Origin of the sequence: Nocardiopsis coralli (assembly GCF_014892575.1) — a bacterium.
GTDB classification, from domain to species: Bacteria; Actinomycetota; Actinomycetes; order Streptosporangiales; family Streptosporangiaceae; genus Nocardiopsis; species Nocardiopsis coralli.
On the sequence record NZ_JADBGI010000005.1, the window covers coordinates 286,012 to 300,504 of the forward strand.

General features: G+C 73.8%; 12 protein-coding genes. 3 read left to right on the forward strand and 9 right to left on the reverse strand.

Annotation, left to right across the window (positions count from 1 at the left end; genetic code table 11):
* Positions 1–193 precede the first annotated feature (193 nt).
* Positions 194–721, reverse strand: coding sequence for a YbhB/YbcL family Raf kinase inhibitor-like protein (locus tag IDM40_RS07785; RefSeq protein ID WP_193121239.1), 528 nt, complete (start codon positions 719–721; stop codon positions 194–196).
* A gap of 215 nt (positions 722–936) precedes the next feature.
* On the opposite strand from IDM40_RS07785, the gene IDM40_RS07790 reads away from it, so the two are divergent.
* The gene (locus IDM40_RS07790) at positions 937–1,908 is read left to right on the forward strand and encodes an LLM class F420-dependent oxidoreductase (RefSeq protein ID WP_193121240.1); all 972 of its coding nucleotides are present in this window, start codon (positions 937–939) and stop codon (positions 1,906–1,908) included.
* A 153-nt stretch (positions 1,909–2,061) separates the two neighbouring features.
* Here the strand turns inward: IDM40_RS07790 and IDM40_RS07795 are convergent, their stop codons facing one another.
* Complete coding sequence (locus tag IDM40_RS07795; RefSeq protein ID WP_193121241.1) at positions 2,062–3,276, reverse strand: PucR family transcriptional regulator; 1,215 nt, start codon at positions 3,274–3,276, stop codon at positions 2,062–2,064.
* 281 nt (positions 3,277–3,557) lie between these two features.
* Here IDM40_RS07795 and IDM40_RS07800 point away from each other — a divergent pair, with 281 nt between their 5' ends.
* Positions 3,558–4,034 carry a hypothetical protein gene (locus IDM40_RS07800; RefSeq protein ID WP_193121242.1) on the forward strand — a complete coding sequence of 159 codons (477 nt, stop codon included), beginning with the start codon at positions 3,558–3,560 and terminating at the stop codon, positions 4,032–4,034.
* A 557-nt stretch (positions 4,035–4,591) separates the two neighbouring features.
* Positions 4,592–5,593 (forward strand): LysR family transcriptional regulator, encoded by a 1,002-nt coding sequence (locus IDM40_RS07805; RefSeq protein ID WP_193121243.1) that lies wholly within the window; start codon positions 4,592–4,594, stop codon positions 5,591–5,593.
* Between the two features lie 52 nt (positions 5,594–5,645).
* Here the strand turns inward: IDM40_RS07805 and IDM40_RS07810 are convergent, their stop codons facing one another.
* The 7 genes from IDM40_RS07810 to IDM40_RS07840 form a co-directional block, all read right to left on the reverse strand.
* Positions 5,646–6,947, reverse strand: coding sequence for a vWA domain-containing protein (locus IDM40_RS07810; RefSeq protein ID WP_328806962.1), 1,302 nt, complete (start codon positions 6,945–6,947; stop codon positions 5,646–5,648).
* Between the two features lie 7 nt (positions 6,948–6,954).
* On the reverse strand, positions 6,955–8,472 hold the full coding sequence (locus IDM40_RS27865; RefSeq protein WP_328806963.1) for an SRPBCC domain-containing protein: 1,518 nt from the start codon (positions 8,470–8,472) through the stop codon (positions 6,955–6,957).
* On the reverse strand, positions 8,469–9,431 hold the full coding sequence (locus IDM40_RS07820; protein WP_193121244.1) for an AAA family ATPase: 963 nt from the start codon (positions 9,429–9,431) through the stop codon (positions 8,469–8,471). The genes IDM40_RS27865 and IDM40_RS07820 overlap by 4 nt, the downstream gene beginning before the upstream one ends.
* The gene (locus IDM40_RS07825; RefSeq protein WP_193121245.1) at positions 9,428–10,561 is read right to left on the reverse strand and encodes an XdhC family protein; all 1,134 of its coding nucleotides are present in this window, start codon (positions 10,559–10,561) and stop codon (positions 9,428–9,430) included. The genes IDM40_RS07820 and IDM40_RS07825 overlap by 4 nt, the downstream gene beginning before the upstream one ends.
* A 151-nt stretch (positions 10,562–10,712) precedes the next feature.
* Positions 10,713–13,091: an aerobic carbon-monoxide dehydrogenase large subunit gene (locus IDM40_RS07830; RefSeq protein ID WP_193121246.1), complete on the reverse strand. Its 2,379-nt coding sequence runs from the start codon at positions 13,089–13,091 to the stop codon at positions 10,713–10,715.
* Positions 13,088–13,573 carry a (2Fe-2S)-binding protein gene (locus IDM40_RS07835; RefSeq protein ID WP_193121247.1) on the reverse strand — a complete coding sequence of 162 codons (486 nt, stop codon included), beginning with the start codon at positions 13,571–13,573 and terminating at the stop codon, positions 13,088–13,090. The genes IDM40_RS07830 and IDM40_RS07835 overlap by 4 nt, the downstream gene beginning before the upstream one ends.
* A gap of 1 nt (position 13,574) precedes the next feature.
* On the reverse strand, positions 13,575–14,450 hold the full coding sequence (locus IDM40_RS07840; protein ID WP_193121248.1) for an FAD binding domain-containing protein: 876 nt from the start codon (positions 14,448–14,450) through the stop codon (positions 13,575–13,577).
* Between the last annotated feature and the right edge of the window lie 43 nt (positions 14,451–14,493).

A 14,493-nucleotide genomic window follows, 5' to 3' on the forward strand; every position in this document is an offset into this window, starting at 1 on the left:
TGTCGGACGTGAACCTTTCGGGGGTCTCGCGCGTGTACCCAGAGCCCCCGGGAGGAAAGGGTGAGGGCGGACGGTGGCCGGGGAGACCACCGCCCGCCCTCTGGGCCCGCTCGGCGAATGCCCGGTCGCCGGAGACCGAACAGGTCCCGGCCGACGTTCCGGACGGTCGCGCCGCTGCTGCGGGCCGGCGCCGTTACTGCTCGTAGACCGGGGTGATGATCGCCCGGGCCAGCGTGTGCGAGAACAGGTTGAAGCCGAGGAAGGCCGGGCTCGCCGACTCGTCGACCTCGAGGCGGGGCACGTCCACCGCGTGCACGGCGAACATGTAGCGGTGCGGACCGTGCCCGGGAGGCGGACCGGCGCCGATGTAGCGGTGGCTCCCGGCGTCGTTGCGCAGGGTCACCGCGCCCTCGGGCAGGCCCGAGCCGTCACCCGCGCCGGAGGCCAGCTCCGTGACGCCGGCGGGGATGTTGGCGACCGCCCAGTGCCAGAAACCGCTGGCGGTGGGGGCGTCCGGGTCGAAGCAGGTGACGGCGAAGCTCTGGGTGCCCTCCGGGAACCCGCTCCAGGACAGCTGCGGCGAGACGTCCTCGCCGCCGGCGCCCATGATCCCGCTGACCTGCGGCTTGGGCAGGGTCTGGCCCTCGGCCACGTCGGTGCTCGTGACCGTGAACGACGGGACCTCCGGCAGGAAGTCGTAGGGGGAGGGTGGCGTGGCCACTGGCTGGGCCTCCTTCGTTCGCTTCGGGTGTGCCTTCGGTTACGAACATACGCCCCAGCGGCCCTTGATTCACACGTGGTGGGGCGGGGCGGCGGTGCGGCGCGCGGGGTATCAGGGGCGTGCCCCGGGGAAGGATCGGGAAGACCGCCAGGGGGTGTCAACAAACCGACCGGGCGGTATGGTCTCCAGGGACACCCGACCCACAGGGAGACGCCATGACCACCCCCCGCTGGGGTATCACCGTTCCGTTCGAAGGACTGTCCCTCCTCGACCAGAAGGACCTCTTCCAGCGCATGCCCGACCTCGGCTACACCGACGTGTGGTCGGCCGAGGCCAACGGCAACGACGCCTTCACCCCGCTCGTCCTCGCGAGCCAGTGGGCCCCGCAGCTGCGGCTCGGCACCGCGATCGTGCCCGTGTACACACGCGGCCCCGCCACCCTGGCCATGAGCGCCGCGAGCCTCGCCGCGGCCGCGCCCGGGCGGTTCGCGCTCGGGGTGGGCACGTCCTCCAACGTGATCGTCGAGCGGTGGAACTCGATCCCGTTCGAGGAGCCGTACAAGCGCATGCGGGACACGGTGCGTTTCCTGCGCACCGCACTGACCGGGGAGAAGGTCAAGGCCGACTACGACACGTTCTCCGTCAACGGCTTCAAGCTCGCCACACCGCCCGAGCAGAGCCCCCCGATCCTCGTCGCCGCGCTTCGCCAGGGCATGCTGCGGCTCGCCGGCCGCGAGGGCGACGGCGCCATCATCAACTGGCTCTCCGCCGAGGACGTGCGCACCGTCGCCCCGCACGTGCGCCAGTACGGCGAGGACAAGGAGATCGTCGCGCGGATCTTCGTCGTGCCCGACACCGACGCCGAGACCGCGCGCAACATCGGGCGCTGGGCGATCTCGGCCTACCTCAACGTCCCGGTCTACCGGGCCTTCCACGAGTGGCTGGGGCGCGAGGAGCTCGGCCCCATGTGGAAGAAGTGGGAGGAGGGCGACCGCAAGGGCGCGCTGGCCGCGATCCCGGACTCCGTCGTCGACGACCTCATCGTGCACGGGCCCGCGGAGCAGTGCCGCGAACGGGTGCAGGCCTACGTCGAGAACGGGGTCACCACGCCCGCGATCGCGCCCATCACCCCGCCCGGAACCGACCCCGCCGCCGTCGTGCGCGCCCTCGCCCCGGTTCGGTCCTGAACGTGCGGTGCGGGTGTGCCCCGGCGCGCCCGCACCAGGTCGGCTCGCGGGCCGACCCGGATCGGTGCGGTGATGGCCGGAGCCGTGCCACACGGGTTCCGGGCAGCGGCCTGCCCGCCTCCGGGTTCGGGCGGGCGCAGCTTGTGTACCGGGTCAGTCCTCCAAGGGACCGAGCAGGCGCCGGGCCCGCAACACGAGTTCCAGCTCGAACCGCTCGGCCGGGTCGCGCAGGCGCTCGCCGAACAGCCCTTCCAGCTGCCGCATCCGGTACCGCACGGTCTGCGGGTGGATCTGCAGGCGTTCGGCGGCCTCGTTCGCGTTGAACCCGGACTCCAACCACGCCAGCAGCGTGTCCGCCATGCGCTCGCGCTGTTGTTCGCGCAGCCCCGAGAGCGGTGCGAGGCGGGCGCGCGCCATCGCCCCCACGAGCCCCGTGTCGCGTGAGAGAAGCAGTTCCGGAAGGTGGTCGTCCCAGCGCACCACGTCCCCGCCGGCGACGACCCCCGACCCCACCAGTTCGGCCAGGTCACGGGCGCGGACCAGGGACTCCGGCGCACGCCCCAGGGGCACGCTCGGCCCCAGCACGACCCCGAACCCGCGGAAGACCCGCTCCAACGCCCGCGGCCGACCCGGGCCCTCGGGGTCGGGTACGAGCGCGCGGGGCTCGGCCCGGTCCAGGTCCACCAACACCTCGCCCGGGAGCAGCGGAGCCGGTTCGACCTGGCCCTCCTGGTGCAGCAGCGCCACCGCCACCCGCTCGGGCACCCGCCACCGCGCGGCACGGGCCAGGCCGCTGACGGCGCGCGCGTCGTACTCGGTTCCTGTCTCGCCCAGCAGGACCCGGGACAGGCGGGTCCGGCGGCGGCGCAGGGCGTCCACCCCGGCGCCGCGCACCCGCGCGTGCCCCTGCGCGGCCGCGGTGGAGATCTCCTCCTGGAACGCGAAGATCGCCTCGCCGATCGGGCCCATGTACCGGTGCGTGCGCGGATCGGAGTCGGCCATGTGCCGCCACGCGACGGCGGCGGTGGTGCGCATCGCCGTGTGCAGGCACTCCAGGGTGCGGCCGAAGCGGGCCTCGTGCTCGCCGTAGGCACGGAACTGTGCCGCCAGGCCCTCGGCCCGCTCCTCGGCGCCGGCGGGGTGCTCCACCCGTTCCAGGAACGATCCGAGCGCGGTGGTCAGCAGTGCGTGGAGCTGTTCGGACTCCTCGGGTTCCAGGGGTGCGCCGTGCCCCTCGGCCCGGTGCCGGATACCGTCGAGCGCCTCTTCGGCCATCGCCGGGACCAGGGCGCGCAGGGGAACGCCCACGTCGGGAGGGATCTCCGCGAACGGGTCGGACCTCCGGCTCTCCCGAAGCGGATAGGTCATGTTCACCTCCGGCGCGGACGCACGGCAACGCCGACCGTCCTTCGCGCCAGAAAGTCCAGAAAGTCTCGTGTGCTGCCCGTACACGACATTGGGTGATGCGGGCCACACTCCATCCCACCAGAGGTCGCCGGAGGGGACAACCCCGGCCCGGGTGGAACGGTGTCCGACGAGGGCTCGCGCACCCTCCTGTCTGCACAAGTAGTCACGAGTCGGGCGAATGCTGTAACAATGATGCGCAATTCACACGTCTTTCCCCCCGCTCAACGAAAGGCACAACCCCCATGCGAGGCATCACCCCCGTGCGACGCACCTTCCTGGCCGCCGCCCCCATCGCCCTCACCCTGGCCCTGACCGGGTGCGGAGGCGACGACGGGGCCGAGGCCGCCCCCGAGCAGGACGACGGCACCGCCGCGGCGGAGCAGGCCGCCGAGGACTTCGCCCAGGCCGTGCGCGACCGCGACGGCGAGGCCGGCTGCGCCCTGCTCGACGAGCCCGCGCAGGACCTCGTCGCCCAGACGCAGGAGGCCGACGACTGCGGCGCCGCCTTCGCCGACTACGCCGAGTCCTTGCCCGACGCCGACGGCATCGAGGTCGGCGAGGTCGAGATGGGCACCGACCTGGACGGCGAGACCGAGATCGCCACCGCCGACATCGCCTTCCCCGGCGACGAGGAGGCCGGCGGCCTGGAGCTGCGCGAGGACGGCGAGGGCGCCTGGACCGCGACCCGCGTGCCCGGGGCCACCCTCGGCGGCGCCTGACCCGGAGCGCTGTGAAAGGTATGGGCCGCGGTCGGCAGACCGCGGCCCATGCGTTTGCCCTCTGCCCTTTCCGCCCTGGTGGCTGCCCTCGGCCCACACGCCGTCGATGGGCTGAACGGGCCGGTCCCGGGAACGCCCGATGACGCCCGGGGCGCCTGTACCGGTTCGGGCGCGGTGTTCTGGGTGGATCAGCCCTTCCGTGTGGGGGAGCGCAGGGGTGGCGTGGCCGGTGCGCATCCTGTGGTGCGGGTGCACTGCCCTCCGGCGAGGTCCGGGGCGCAGGGGGCGTGCGGCAGGTGTGTTCCGAGCGTGGGCCCCGGTCCTGGGTCCGGGGAACGCCGAAGGCATGCGGTGGGTCCTCTGCAGGACCGCCCGGATGGTCAGGGGCCGAAGTCCTCTTGTGGGCGGTACGGGGTTCCTCTAGCTTGACCGCACACCCCCACCCGAGAGGCCGGCATGTCCCCCAGGCTTTCGAACCCCTTGCCCGCCGCCCCCGCAGGTCCCGCACGCACGGCAGGCACAGGACACCCGTGCACGCCCCGGCGAGGAGCCCGGCGGTGACCCCCACCCAGCTCCGGGCGTTCTCCGCCGTCGCCCGCCTCGGTTCGGTCAAGGAGGCCGCGCACGACCTCGGCGTCTCCGAGGCCGCCGTGTCCCTGCACGTCGGCAAACTCCGCAAGCTCTTCGGCGACCCGCTGTTCTCCCGCACCGCGGCCGGGCTCGCCTTCACCCCCGGAGGTCTGCGCCTGGCCGGGCGCGCCGCCGACATGCTGGGCCTGCACGACCGCACCCTCACGGAGGTCACCCGCGCCCGAGGCGGCGAACGCGTGCTGCGTGTGGCCGCCTCCAGCCTGTTCGCCGAGTACGCCGCCCCGGGCCTCATCGAACAGTTCGTGGGCCGCGCCGACGACCTCAACGTCGAACTCAGCGTGCACGACCCCGAGGAGCTCCCCTCCCTGCTCGCGCAGCGGGCCGTCGACGTCGCCGTCGGGGCCGAGCTCCCCGGCGGTGGGGGAGCGGAAGCGGGGCCGAGGCCCGGATCGGAACCCGGGACGGCGCCCGTCACCGCGGCACGAACCGTGCTCGACTTCCAGATGGTCACCGTGCTCGCGCCCCGCCACCCCCTGGCCCGCCGCCGCGTGGCCGCCTCCCGCCTGCGAGAACACACCTGGTTGCTGGGGCCCTCGGCCAAGGCGCGGTGCGGGCTCGTCCCGTCGATCCTGCGCCGTTTCGGGGTGCCGGCCCACCGGCAACGGGTCTTCCAGAGCCACGCCGCCGCCCTCGACCGGGTGCGGCAGGGCGAGGGCATCGGGCTCGCCCTCGGGTTCGCCGTCTCACGGGACCTGGCGTCGGGGTCCCTGGTCACGCCGTCGGGGCCGCCGGTGCGCACCCCGGGTTCCTGGGCCGCGACGACCCTGGAGGAGGACGGGGTGCCCGGTGTGGCGGCCGAGTTCGTCCGGTTCGCCACGACCGCCCGCGCCACCCAGGCGATGCTGCGCGGGACGGGGGTTCCGGTGGGGCACTTCCGTCCGGCCGTGCACATCACCCTGTGGAGCTGAGCCCTCGGGGATCGACGTTTTCGCGCTGTCCCTCGAGAGCACTCTCACGCCCTCACGGCCGGGGCGCGCCCGGCGGCCTGCGGAGGTCCGCCACGGCGGCGACGACCTCCCGCAGGGCCGCGAACGTGTGCGCGGGCAGGAAGACGTCGCAGTGGGGCAGCGCCGCCGCCATGCCCCCGGTCCGCGGCTCGAACCCCCGGGCCGCGGCTCGGGGGTTGGCCCACACCACGCGGTGCGCGCGCCGCCGCAGCCGGGCCATCGCCGCCGCGGTGTCCTCGGGCGGGCCGGCGTCCCAGCCGTCGGAGAGCACCAGCACCACTGCGCCGCGTAACGCCGCACCGTGGCGGGAGGCGAGGAGTTCGCGCACGCTCCCGGCGATGCGGGTGCCCCCGAACCGGTCGGTGACAGCCTCGGACGCCCGTTCCAGTGCGGCATCGGCGTCGCCGTGGGCCAGCACCGGGGTCAGCCGGGTCGGACGGGTGGCGAACGCGAAGGCCTCCGCGCGGGCGGGGGAGCGCACGAGCGCGCGCATGAGGTGCATGTGGGCGGCCGACTGCGTGCGGACGGACTCGCTCACGTCGCACAGCACCACGACCCGTCTGGGACGGCGGACCCGTTTCTGCCGGGCCAGTTCCCAGGGTTCCCACCCGGTGCGCCGGGCCCGGGCGAGGGTGGCACGCAGGTCCACGCGGGCGCCGCCGCGTCCCGGACGCCGGCGCCGGGCCCTGCGCCGCGGCAGGTGGGGAACGGCGCCGGCGAGCCAGGTTCCGAGCTGGGCGGTCTGCGCGTCGGAGAGCGTTTCGAACGGTTCCTGCGCCAGCGTCTCCTGTTCGGTCGCCGACAGTGCCACACGGGCGGGGGACGGTGGTCCGTGCGGGGCCGGGGTCGCCCAGGGCAGGGGTGCGCGCCCGCGTCCGCGCACCGGGCGGCCGTGCCCTGCGTCCCCCGCGCCCGGCTCGCCCGTGGTGCCGCCCCCGGTGCCCTCGGAAACGCCGTCGGGGCGGGACCGGGTGCGGACGGAGGACGGGGGGTTCCGGGGCCCGTCGGCCGGAACCGCCTCCCCGAAGACCTCCGCGAAGACCGCGTCGAACGCCGGGAGGTCCTCGGAGCGCCGCACCAGACAGATGCGGGTGATCCAGTAGAGGTGTCCGGAGGTGCGCGGGGTCCCTGGGGTGGTCGGGGACGCCGGAACGCTCGGATGCGCCGGCGTGCCCGGGACCTCTGCGTTCCCCGCGGCCAGCGCGCGGGTGAGTGTCGCTGCGGCGGAGAGGTCGACCCGCACCCCGCGCCTGCGGAGCTTCTCGGTCAGCGCCGCGGCGAACGCGGCCCGGTCCACGCCCGCGAGCAGGGTCACGGCGCGCTCACCCCCAGACGGCGTAACCGATGAGGAGGCCCGTCACCAGCGCGGCGGCCATCGCGAGCACCGGTCGCAGGATCGTCAGACCGGCGCCGGAGACCGCCATGAGGTCCACGGGTTCCGGTTCGGGGGCGGTGATGGTGCGCGGCCCGGCCCCGGCCGAGCCGGTCGACGGTCGGCCGGTCGTCCCGTCCTCCTCGGTCCGGGGCGGCTGCGCCTGTTGCGGCTGGTGCCCTGTTCCGTCGGCGGCTCCGGCCCCACTCGCGATGTCTCCGGCGTCGGCGGACTCGCCGGAACCATCACGACCCGCAGGACCCGCAGGACCCTCGGAGGATGCGGAACGCGTTCCCGGAGAGGTGTCGGTGTCCCCACCTTCCGAGGACGTCCCGGGGGAGGTGTGGGCATCTGGAGCGCTGGAGGTGTCGGCCGTGCCCGGGGCGCCTGTGGCGCCTGGGTTGATCGGGATGTTTGTGGCGCCCGGGGAGTTCGCGTTGTCCGAACCGTCGGGCTTGTGGGAGCTGCTGACCAGGTCGGCAGCGTCGGTCTCGTCGGGGGAGGTGTCGGCATTTGCAGCGCCGGAGGCGTCGGTCTGGCCCTTGGCGCCTACGGCGCTTGTGGCGCTTGTGTTGCTCGCGGCGCCTGGGGTGCTTGGAGCATGTATGGCGCTTGTGGTGCTTGGGGTCTTTGTGGTGTCGGAGGTGCTCGCGTCACCCGCGTCTGTGGCGCCGGAGGCGCTTGCGCCGCTCGTGCTGTCCGAGCCGTCGGTCCCCCTGTCGGGCTTGCCGACTGCTTCGGTGGAGGGCCCGGTGCCGGGGGAGGTGTCGGTATCCGCAGCGCCGGAGGCGTCGGCCGAGCCCATGGCGCCGGAGGCGCCTGTGGCGCTCGTGTTGCTCGCGGCGCCTGTGGCGATCCCGCTGCTCGTTCCGTCCGCGCCACGTGGCGTGTCTGGGGCCTCTGCGGGGTTGGGGACGCCTGTGGCGCCCGTGGCGCCTACGGCGCTTGCGCGCTCTGGGTCGCCCGCGGGGCTTGGGGCGCCTGCGGCGCTCGGGACGTCCGGGCCGGCGTCGGCGGTGGCGAGCTCCGCCTCCACTCGCTCCACGAACTGCCCGAGGAGGCGCTCCGACACGTCCTTGATCATGCCGCCGCCCAGCTGCGCGAGCTTTCCGGTGATCCGCAGGTCGGTCGTGACCGTGACGCCCGTGCGTCGCGGGTCCTGCGGGTCCTGCGCGTCCAGCCGCACGGTCACCGTCGCCGCGGCGTTGCCCGCCCCGCGCTCGGCCCGGCCCGACGCCTCCACGACCACCTGCCGCGACTCGGCGTCCTGCTCCAGGAACCGCGCCGTACCACGGTAGGCGGCCACGACCGGCCCGACCTTGACCTTCACCTTCCCGGAGTAGACGTCGCCGTCCACACCGGTCAGCTGCGCCCCGGGCATGCAGGGCGCGATCCGCTCCACGTCGGTGAACAGGTCCCACACCCGGTCGGCGGGTGCGGCGACGGTGAACTCGTTGTCGATCCTCACGTGATGGTCTCCGTAGGTTCCGATGGGGAAGAAGAAGGGACGAGACCGGGCAGCGCCCCCTGCACGCACTCCCGGTCGTCGGGGGTCTTGACCAGCGCGGACAGCGTGCGAACCACGTCGTCGCGCACGAGCTCGCCCACACCCAGCGCGCCCAGGGCCGCGACCCAGTCGATCGCCTCGGCCAGCCCCGGAGGTTTGTCCAGGTCCAGGGCGCGCACCTCGCCGACGAACGCTGTCGCGGCCTCCACCAACGGCGCACCCGAGGAAGGGACCGCGCGCCGCAGGATCTCCGCTGCCCGCTCCGGCCCCGGGAAGGCCAACCAGTGGTACAGGCACCGCCGCCGCAGCGCGTCGTGCAGGTCCCGGCTCCGGTTGGAGGTCAGCACCACCACCGGAGGGCGCTCGGCGGTGAAGGTGCCCAGTTCCGGGACGGTCACCGACGCCTCACCGAGGAACTCCAGCAGCAGCGCCTCGAACTCGTCGTCCGCGCGGTCCACCTCGTCGACCAGCAGGACCGCCGGGGCCGCGCCCCGGTGGCGCACCGCGCGCAGGATCGGCCGGTCGAGCAGGAACCCTTCGGTGAACAGGTCGGTCTCGGCGGGACGCTCGCCCCGCGCCTCCGCCAACCGCACCGCCAGCAGCTGCCGCTGGTGGTTCCACTCGTAGAGGGCCTCCGCGGCCGACAACCCCTCGTAACACTGGAGCCGGATGAGCGGGGAGCCCAGCGCCCCGGCCAGGGCCTTGGCCGCGGACGTCTTGCCGACGCCGGGCTCACCCTCCAACAGCAGGGGCCGCCGGAGGGCCAGTGCCAGGTGGAGGGCGGTGGCGGTGCCCTCGTCCACGAGGTGGTCACGCTCGGCCAGGAGGGCGCGGACGTGGTCGGGGCTCGCGCTCGTGTGCACGGCCGCTGCGGGCGTGTGCGCGGGACCTCCGCCCGTGTTCTCCGGCCCGGCGCTCATGTGCTCGACCCGTGCTCGTCGGGGTTCCCTGCCCCCGCGCAGCACCCGCCGGGTTCCGGTTCCCCGAGCTCCTCTTCGGGGGACATCCGGCCCGGAACGCCCGCCAGGACCTCCGGGACGGTGATGACACCCGAGCGGCCCGCGCCCACAGAAGGAACGTCCGCACCGGGAGCCTGGTCCGCGCCCCGCCGGGCGTGCTCCGAGGAACCTCCTTGCCCCGACGCATCGGCGTGCCGGTCGCGGCATCCCGGGCAGCAGAACCACACGTCCGTACCGTCCACGACCAGGTGCGGGGTGCCCGTGTCCACGGTGACCGCCATACCGCACACCGGGTCCACGGCCGTCGCCGGCCCCGGGGGCTCGGGTCCGACTGCAGCATCCGTGCGGGAGCCCCCGCCGGTGGGCCGCCCCAACGGCACCGGGAGCCCTTCCCGCCGCACCGCCCGCACCAGCTCGGCCAGGATCGACAGCGCGATCTCGGGGGCGCCCGCCGCGCCGATGTCCAGCCCCGCGGGCGAACTCACACGTTCCCGCTCCTGCTCCGTCAACGCCAACGGCCCCAGCACCGAGGCCGCACGCCGCGGGCTCGCCACCAGGCCCACGTACCCCACGCCGGCGTCCAGGGCGGCACGCACCGCGCCGGCCTCGTCACCGCCGTGCACGGCCACCACGACCGCGGTCGCCCCGGACGGTTCCCCGCCCCGGTCCACGACGAAGCCCAGCGGCGGTCCCAGTTCCTCCAGCGCCGCCGCGATCGGGGAGTCCCCCACGACCGCGATCACCGGATCCGGCAACCGCGGGCGCAGGAAGATCTCCAGCGCCCCGCCCGACAGGCAGGGGTTCACGACCACCCGCGCGCCGGGGGTGTCGGGGAACGCGCCGCCGTCCTCCGGCACCACCCGCAACAGCACGCTGCTCCGGTCCCGGATCGCCGCCAACGCCGCCTCACGCACCGAACCCCGCGCGCACTGCCCGCCGACGAACCCCTCGATCGACCCGTCCGGCAGCACGAGCGCGCCGTCCCCCGCGCGTGCGGGCGCGGGCACCTGCGCCCGCACCACCGTGGCCTCCACGAACGGGACCCCGTCCGCGATCAGCTCCTGACCACGACCGGCAAGATCCAGCGCCATCCCCGGCACCCTTCTTCCACTCGACTCGTCCACCGGACCCCGGCGGGCCGGACCGAAGCCCCGGCCCGACCGGATCCGCGTCCTCGGGCGGGCCGACCCGCACGCGCGGGCCGCACCGGCCCACGAACCCGACCGGCCCGCCACCACCGGCTCAGAACGACGGCGTGGCCCGGCCGCGCATCGCGTCCCACACCCGCGAGGGCGTGAGCGGCATGTCTGCGTGGCGCACCCCGAACGGCTTCAGGGCGTCGACCACCGCGTTGACCACCGCCGGCGGGGATCCCACCGTCGCGGACTCGCCCACACCCTTCGCACCGATCGGGTGGTGCGGCGACGGCGTGACCGTGTGCCCGGTCTCCCAGTCGGGGACCTCCAGGGCGGTCGGCAGCAGGTAGTCCATGAACGACCCGCCCAGGCAGTTGCCCTCCTCGTCGAACGGGATCATCTCCATCAGCGCCATCCCGACCCCGTCGGCCAGACCGCCGTGCACCTGGCCCTCGATGATCATCGGGTTGATGCGCGTGCCGCAGTCGTCCACGGCCACGAACCGGCGCACCGACACCTGCGCGGTGTCCGGGTCCACGTCCACCACGCACACGTACGCGCCGTGCGGGTAGGTGAGGTTCTCCGGGTTGTAACAGACCTGCGCCTCCAGGCCGCCCTCGATCCCGTCGGGCAGATCGCCCGCGCCGTGCGCGCGCAACGCGATCTCCTGGATCGTGACGGAACGGTCCGGGTCGCCCTTGACCGCGAACGCGCCCTTGGTCCACTCCAGGTCCGTCACGTTGGCCTCGAGCATCCCCGACGCGATGATCCGGGCCTTGTCGCGCACCTTGCGGGCCACCAGAGCCGCGGCCGCGCCCGACACCGGGGTGGACCGGCTGCCGTAGGTGCCCAGGCCGAACGGGGTGTTGTCGGTGTCGCCGTGCAGGACGTCGATGTCCTGCGGCGGGATCCCGATCTCCTCCGCGACGATCTGCGCGAACGTCGTCTCGTGCCCCTGGCCCTGCGTCTGCACCGACAGGCGCACCACCGCCTTGCCGGTCGGGTGTACCCGCAGCTCACAGCCGTCGGCCATGCCCAGGCCCAGGATGTCCATGTTCTTGCGCGGGCCCGCGCCCACCGCCTCGGTGAAGAACGAGACGCCGATGCCCATGAGCTCGCCCCGTGCGCGGCGCTCCTCCTGCTCCTTGCGCAGCTCGTCGTAGCCGGAGATACGCAGGGCCTCCCGCAGCGTCGGCTCGTAGTCGCCGGAGTCGTACACCCAACCCGTCCTGGTCGTGTACGGGAACTGCTCGGGCCGGATCAGGTTCTTGGACCGCAGCGCGACCGGGTCCATCTCCAGCTCGTGCGCCAGGCAGTCCACGATGCGCTCCACCAGGTACACGGCCTCGGTGATGCGGAACGAACACGCGTAGGCCACGCCGCCCGGAGCCTTGTTCGTGTAGACCGCCGTGACCTCGGCGTGCGCGGCCTCTATGTCGTAACTGCCGGTGAAGACCCCGAAGAAACCCGCCGGGTACTTCGACGGGGCCGCCTGCGCGTTGAACGCCCCGTGGTCGGCGAGCACGTTCGTGCGGATCCCGAGGATGCGCCCGTCCCTGGTCGCGGCGATCTCTCCGCGCATGATGTAGTCGCGCGCGAACCCCGTGCTGACCAGGTTCTCCGAGCGGTCCTCCATCCACTTGACCGGGCGCCCCACGACCAGCGACGCGACGATCGCGCACACGTACCCCGGGTAGATGGGGACCTTGTTGCCGAACCCGCCGCCGATGTCGGGCGCCACCACCCGGATCTTGTGCTCGGGCAGCCCCGCCACCATCGCGTACAGGGTCCGGTGGGCGTGCGGGGCCTGCGTGGTCGACCACAGCGTCAGGCGGCCCTCCACCGAGTCGAAGTCCGCGACCGCACCGCACGTCTCCATCGGTGCCGGGTGCACCCGCGGGTAGACCAGGTCCTCGCTCACGACGACGTCCGCGCGCTCGAACACGGCGTCGGTGGCCGCCCGGTCGCCGGTCTCCCAGTCGAAGACGTGGTTGTCGTCCTTGCCGTCGAGGTCGTCGCGCACCACGGGGCTCCCCGGCTCCAGGGCGCGCCGTGCGTCCACGACCGGGTCGAGCATGTCGTACTCGACGTCGATGAGCTCCAGGGCGTCGCGTGCCGAGTAGTGGTCCTCGGCCACCACGAACGCCACCTCCTGGCCCTGGAACCGGACCTTGTCGGTGGCCAGCACCGCCTGCACGTCGTTGGACAGGGTCGGCATCCACGCCAGACCCTTCTCCGCCAGGGCCTCGCCCGTCACCACCGCCTTCACCTTCGGGTGGGCCTCGGCGGCCGCGGTGTCGATCGAGACGATGCGGGCGTGCGCCATCGGGGCGCGCAGGATCGCCAGGTGCAGCATGCCCTGCAGCTGCACGTCGTCGACGAAACGGCCGCGCCCGCGCACCAGGCGCGGGTCCTCCTTGCGCAGCATCCGGCCGTGCCCGACCGGTTCGGCGGTGCCGGCGGGGGTCTCCTCCACAGCGGTCACGACGAGGCCTCCTCACGCTCGGCGCACTCGTGCTCGGCCGCCCAGCGCACCGAACGCACGATCGTGGAGTAACCGGTGCAGCGGCAGATCTGCCCGGAGATCGCCTCGCGCACCTCCCCCTCCGACGGGTCGGGGTTGCGGTCCAGCAGGGCGCGCGCGGTCATCATCATCCCGGGGGTGCAGAACCCGCATTGCAGGCCGTGGCACTCCATGAACCCCTGCTGCACCGGGTCGAGCCGGTCGCCGTCGGCCAGGTCCTCGACGGTGCGCACCTCGCGGCCGCCCGCCATCGCCGCCAGCACCGTGCAGGACTTGACGGGCTCGCCGTCCATCCACACCACACACGTGCCGCAGTTGCTCGTGTCGCATCCCCAGTGGGTCCCGGTCAGTCCGAGGTGGTCGCGCAGGAAGTGCACCAGCAGCAGCCGGCCCTCGACCTCCCTGGTGACCTCCTCGCCGTTGACGGTGGTCGTCAGCCGCATGTCAGGCCTTCCCTTCGGTTCCGGCCACGGCCCGGCGCAGGGTGCGCCGCGTCAGCTCTCCGGCCAGGTGGCGTTTGTAGTCGGCGCTGCCCCGGGTGTCGGTGGCGGGGTCGCAGGCGCGGGCGGCGATCTCGGCCGCGTGTGTGTAGAGCTCCTCGGACGGGCGCTGTCCCCGCAGGGCCTCGGAGAGCCCCGGGACCGTGACGGTGTCGGGGCCGACCGCCGCCATCCCCACGCGGGCACCGGTGATGAGCCCGTCCTCGACCTGCACGGCGGCCGCGACCGAGGCCACCGCCCAGTCGCCGGCGCGGCGCTCGACCTTCTCGAACGCGCTGGAACCGCCGGGGTGCAGGGGGATACGGACCTCGGTGAGCATCTCGTCCGGGCCGACCGCGGTCTCGTAGGGGCCGCGGTGGAACCCGTCCATGGGGACCAGCCGTTCGCCGTCGGCCCCGCGGATCACACACACCGCGTCGAGCGCGCCGCAGACCGCGGACAGGTCCTCGGACGGGTCGGCCTGGCACAGGGAACCGCCGATGGTGCCGCGGTTGCGCACGACCGGGTCGGCGATGACCCGCTCGGCCTCGGCGAAGACCGGGAGGGCCCGCGCGAGTTCCGCGGACTCCAGGAGCTCGCGGTGGCGGACCATGGCGCCGATCCGGACCTCGTCCCGTTCGACGCGCACGTGGCCGAGGTCGGCGTGCAGGTCGTTGATGTCGATGAGGTACTCGAGGTCGGTCAGCCTGAGTTTCATCATGGGCAGCAGACTGTGGCCGCCCGCGACCAACCGTGCCGACCCGCCCAGACGGCCCAGCAGGCCGATCGCGTGGTCGACGCTGGTCGCACGTTCGTACTCGAACGGTGCAGGGACCTGCATGCACGACTCCTTCGCGTCCGGCGCGCCGCGCGCGCCCTCGTGT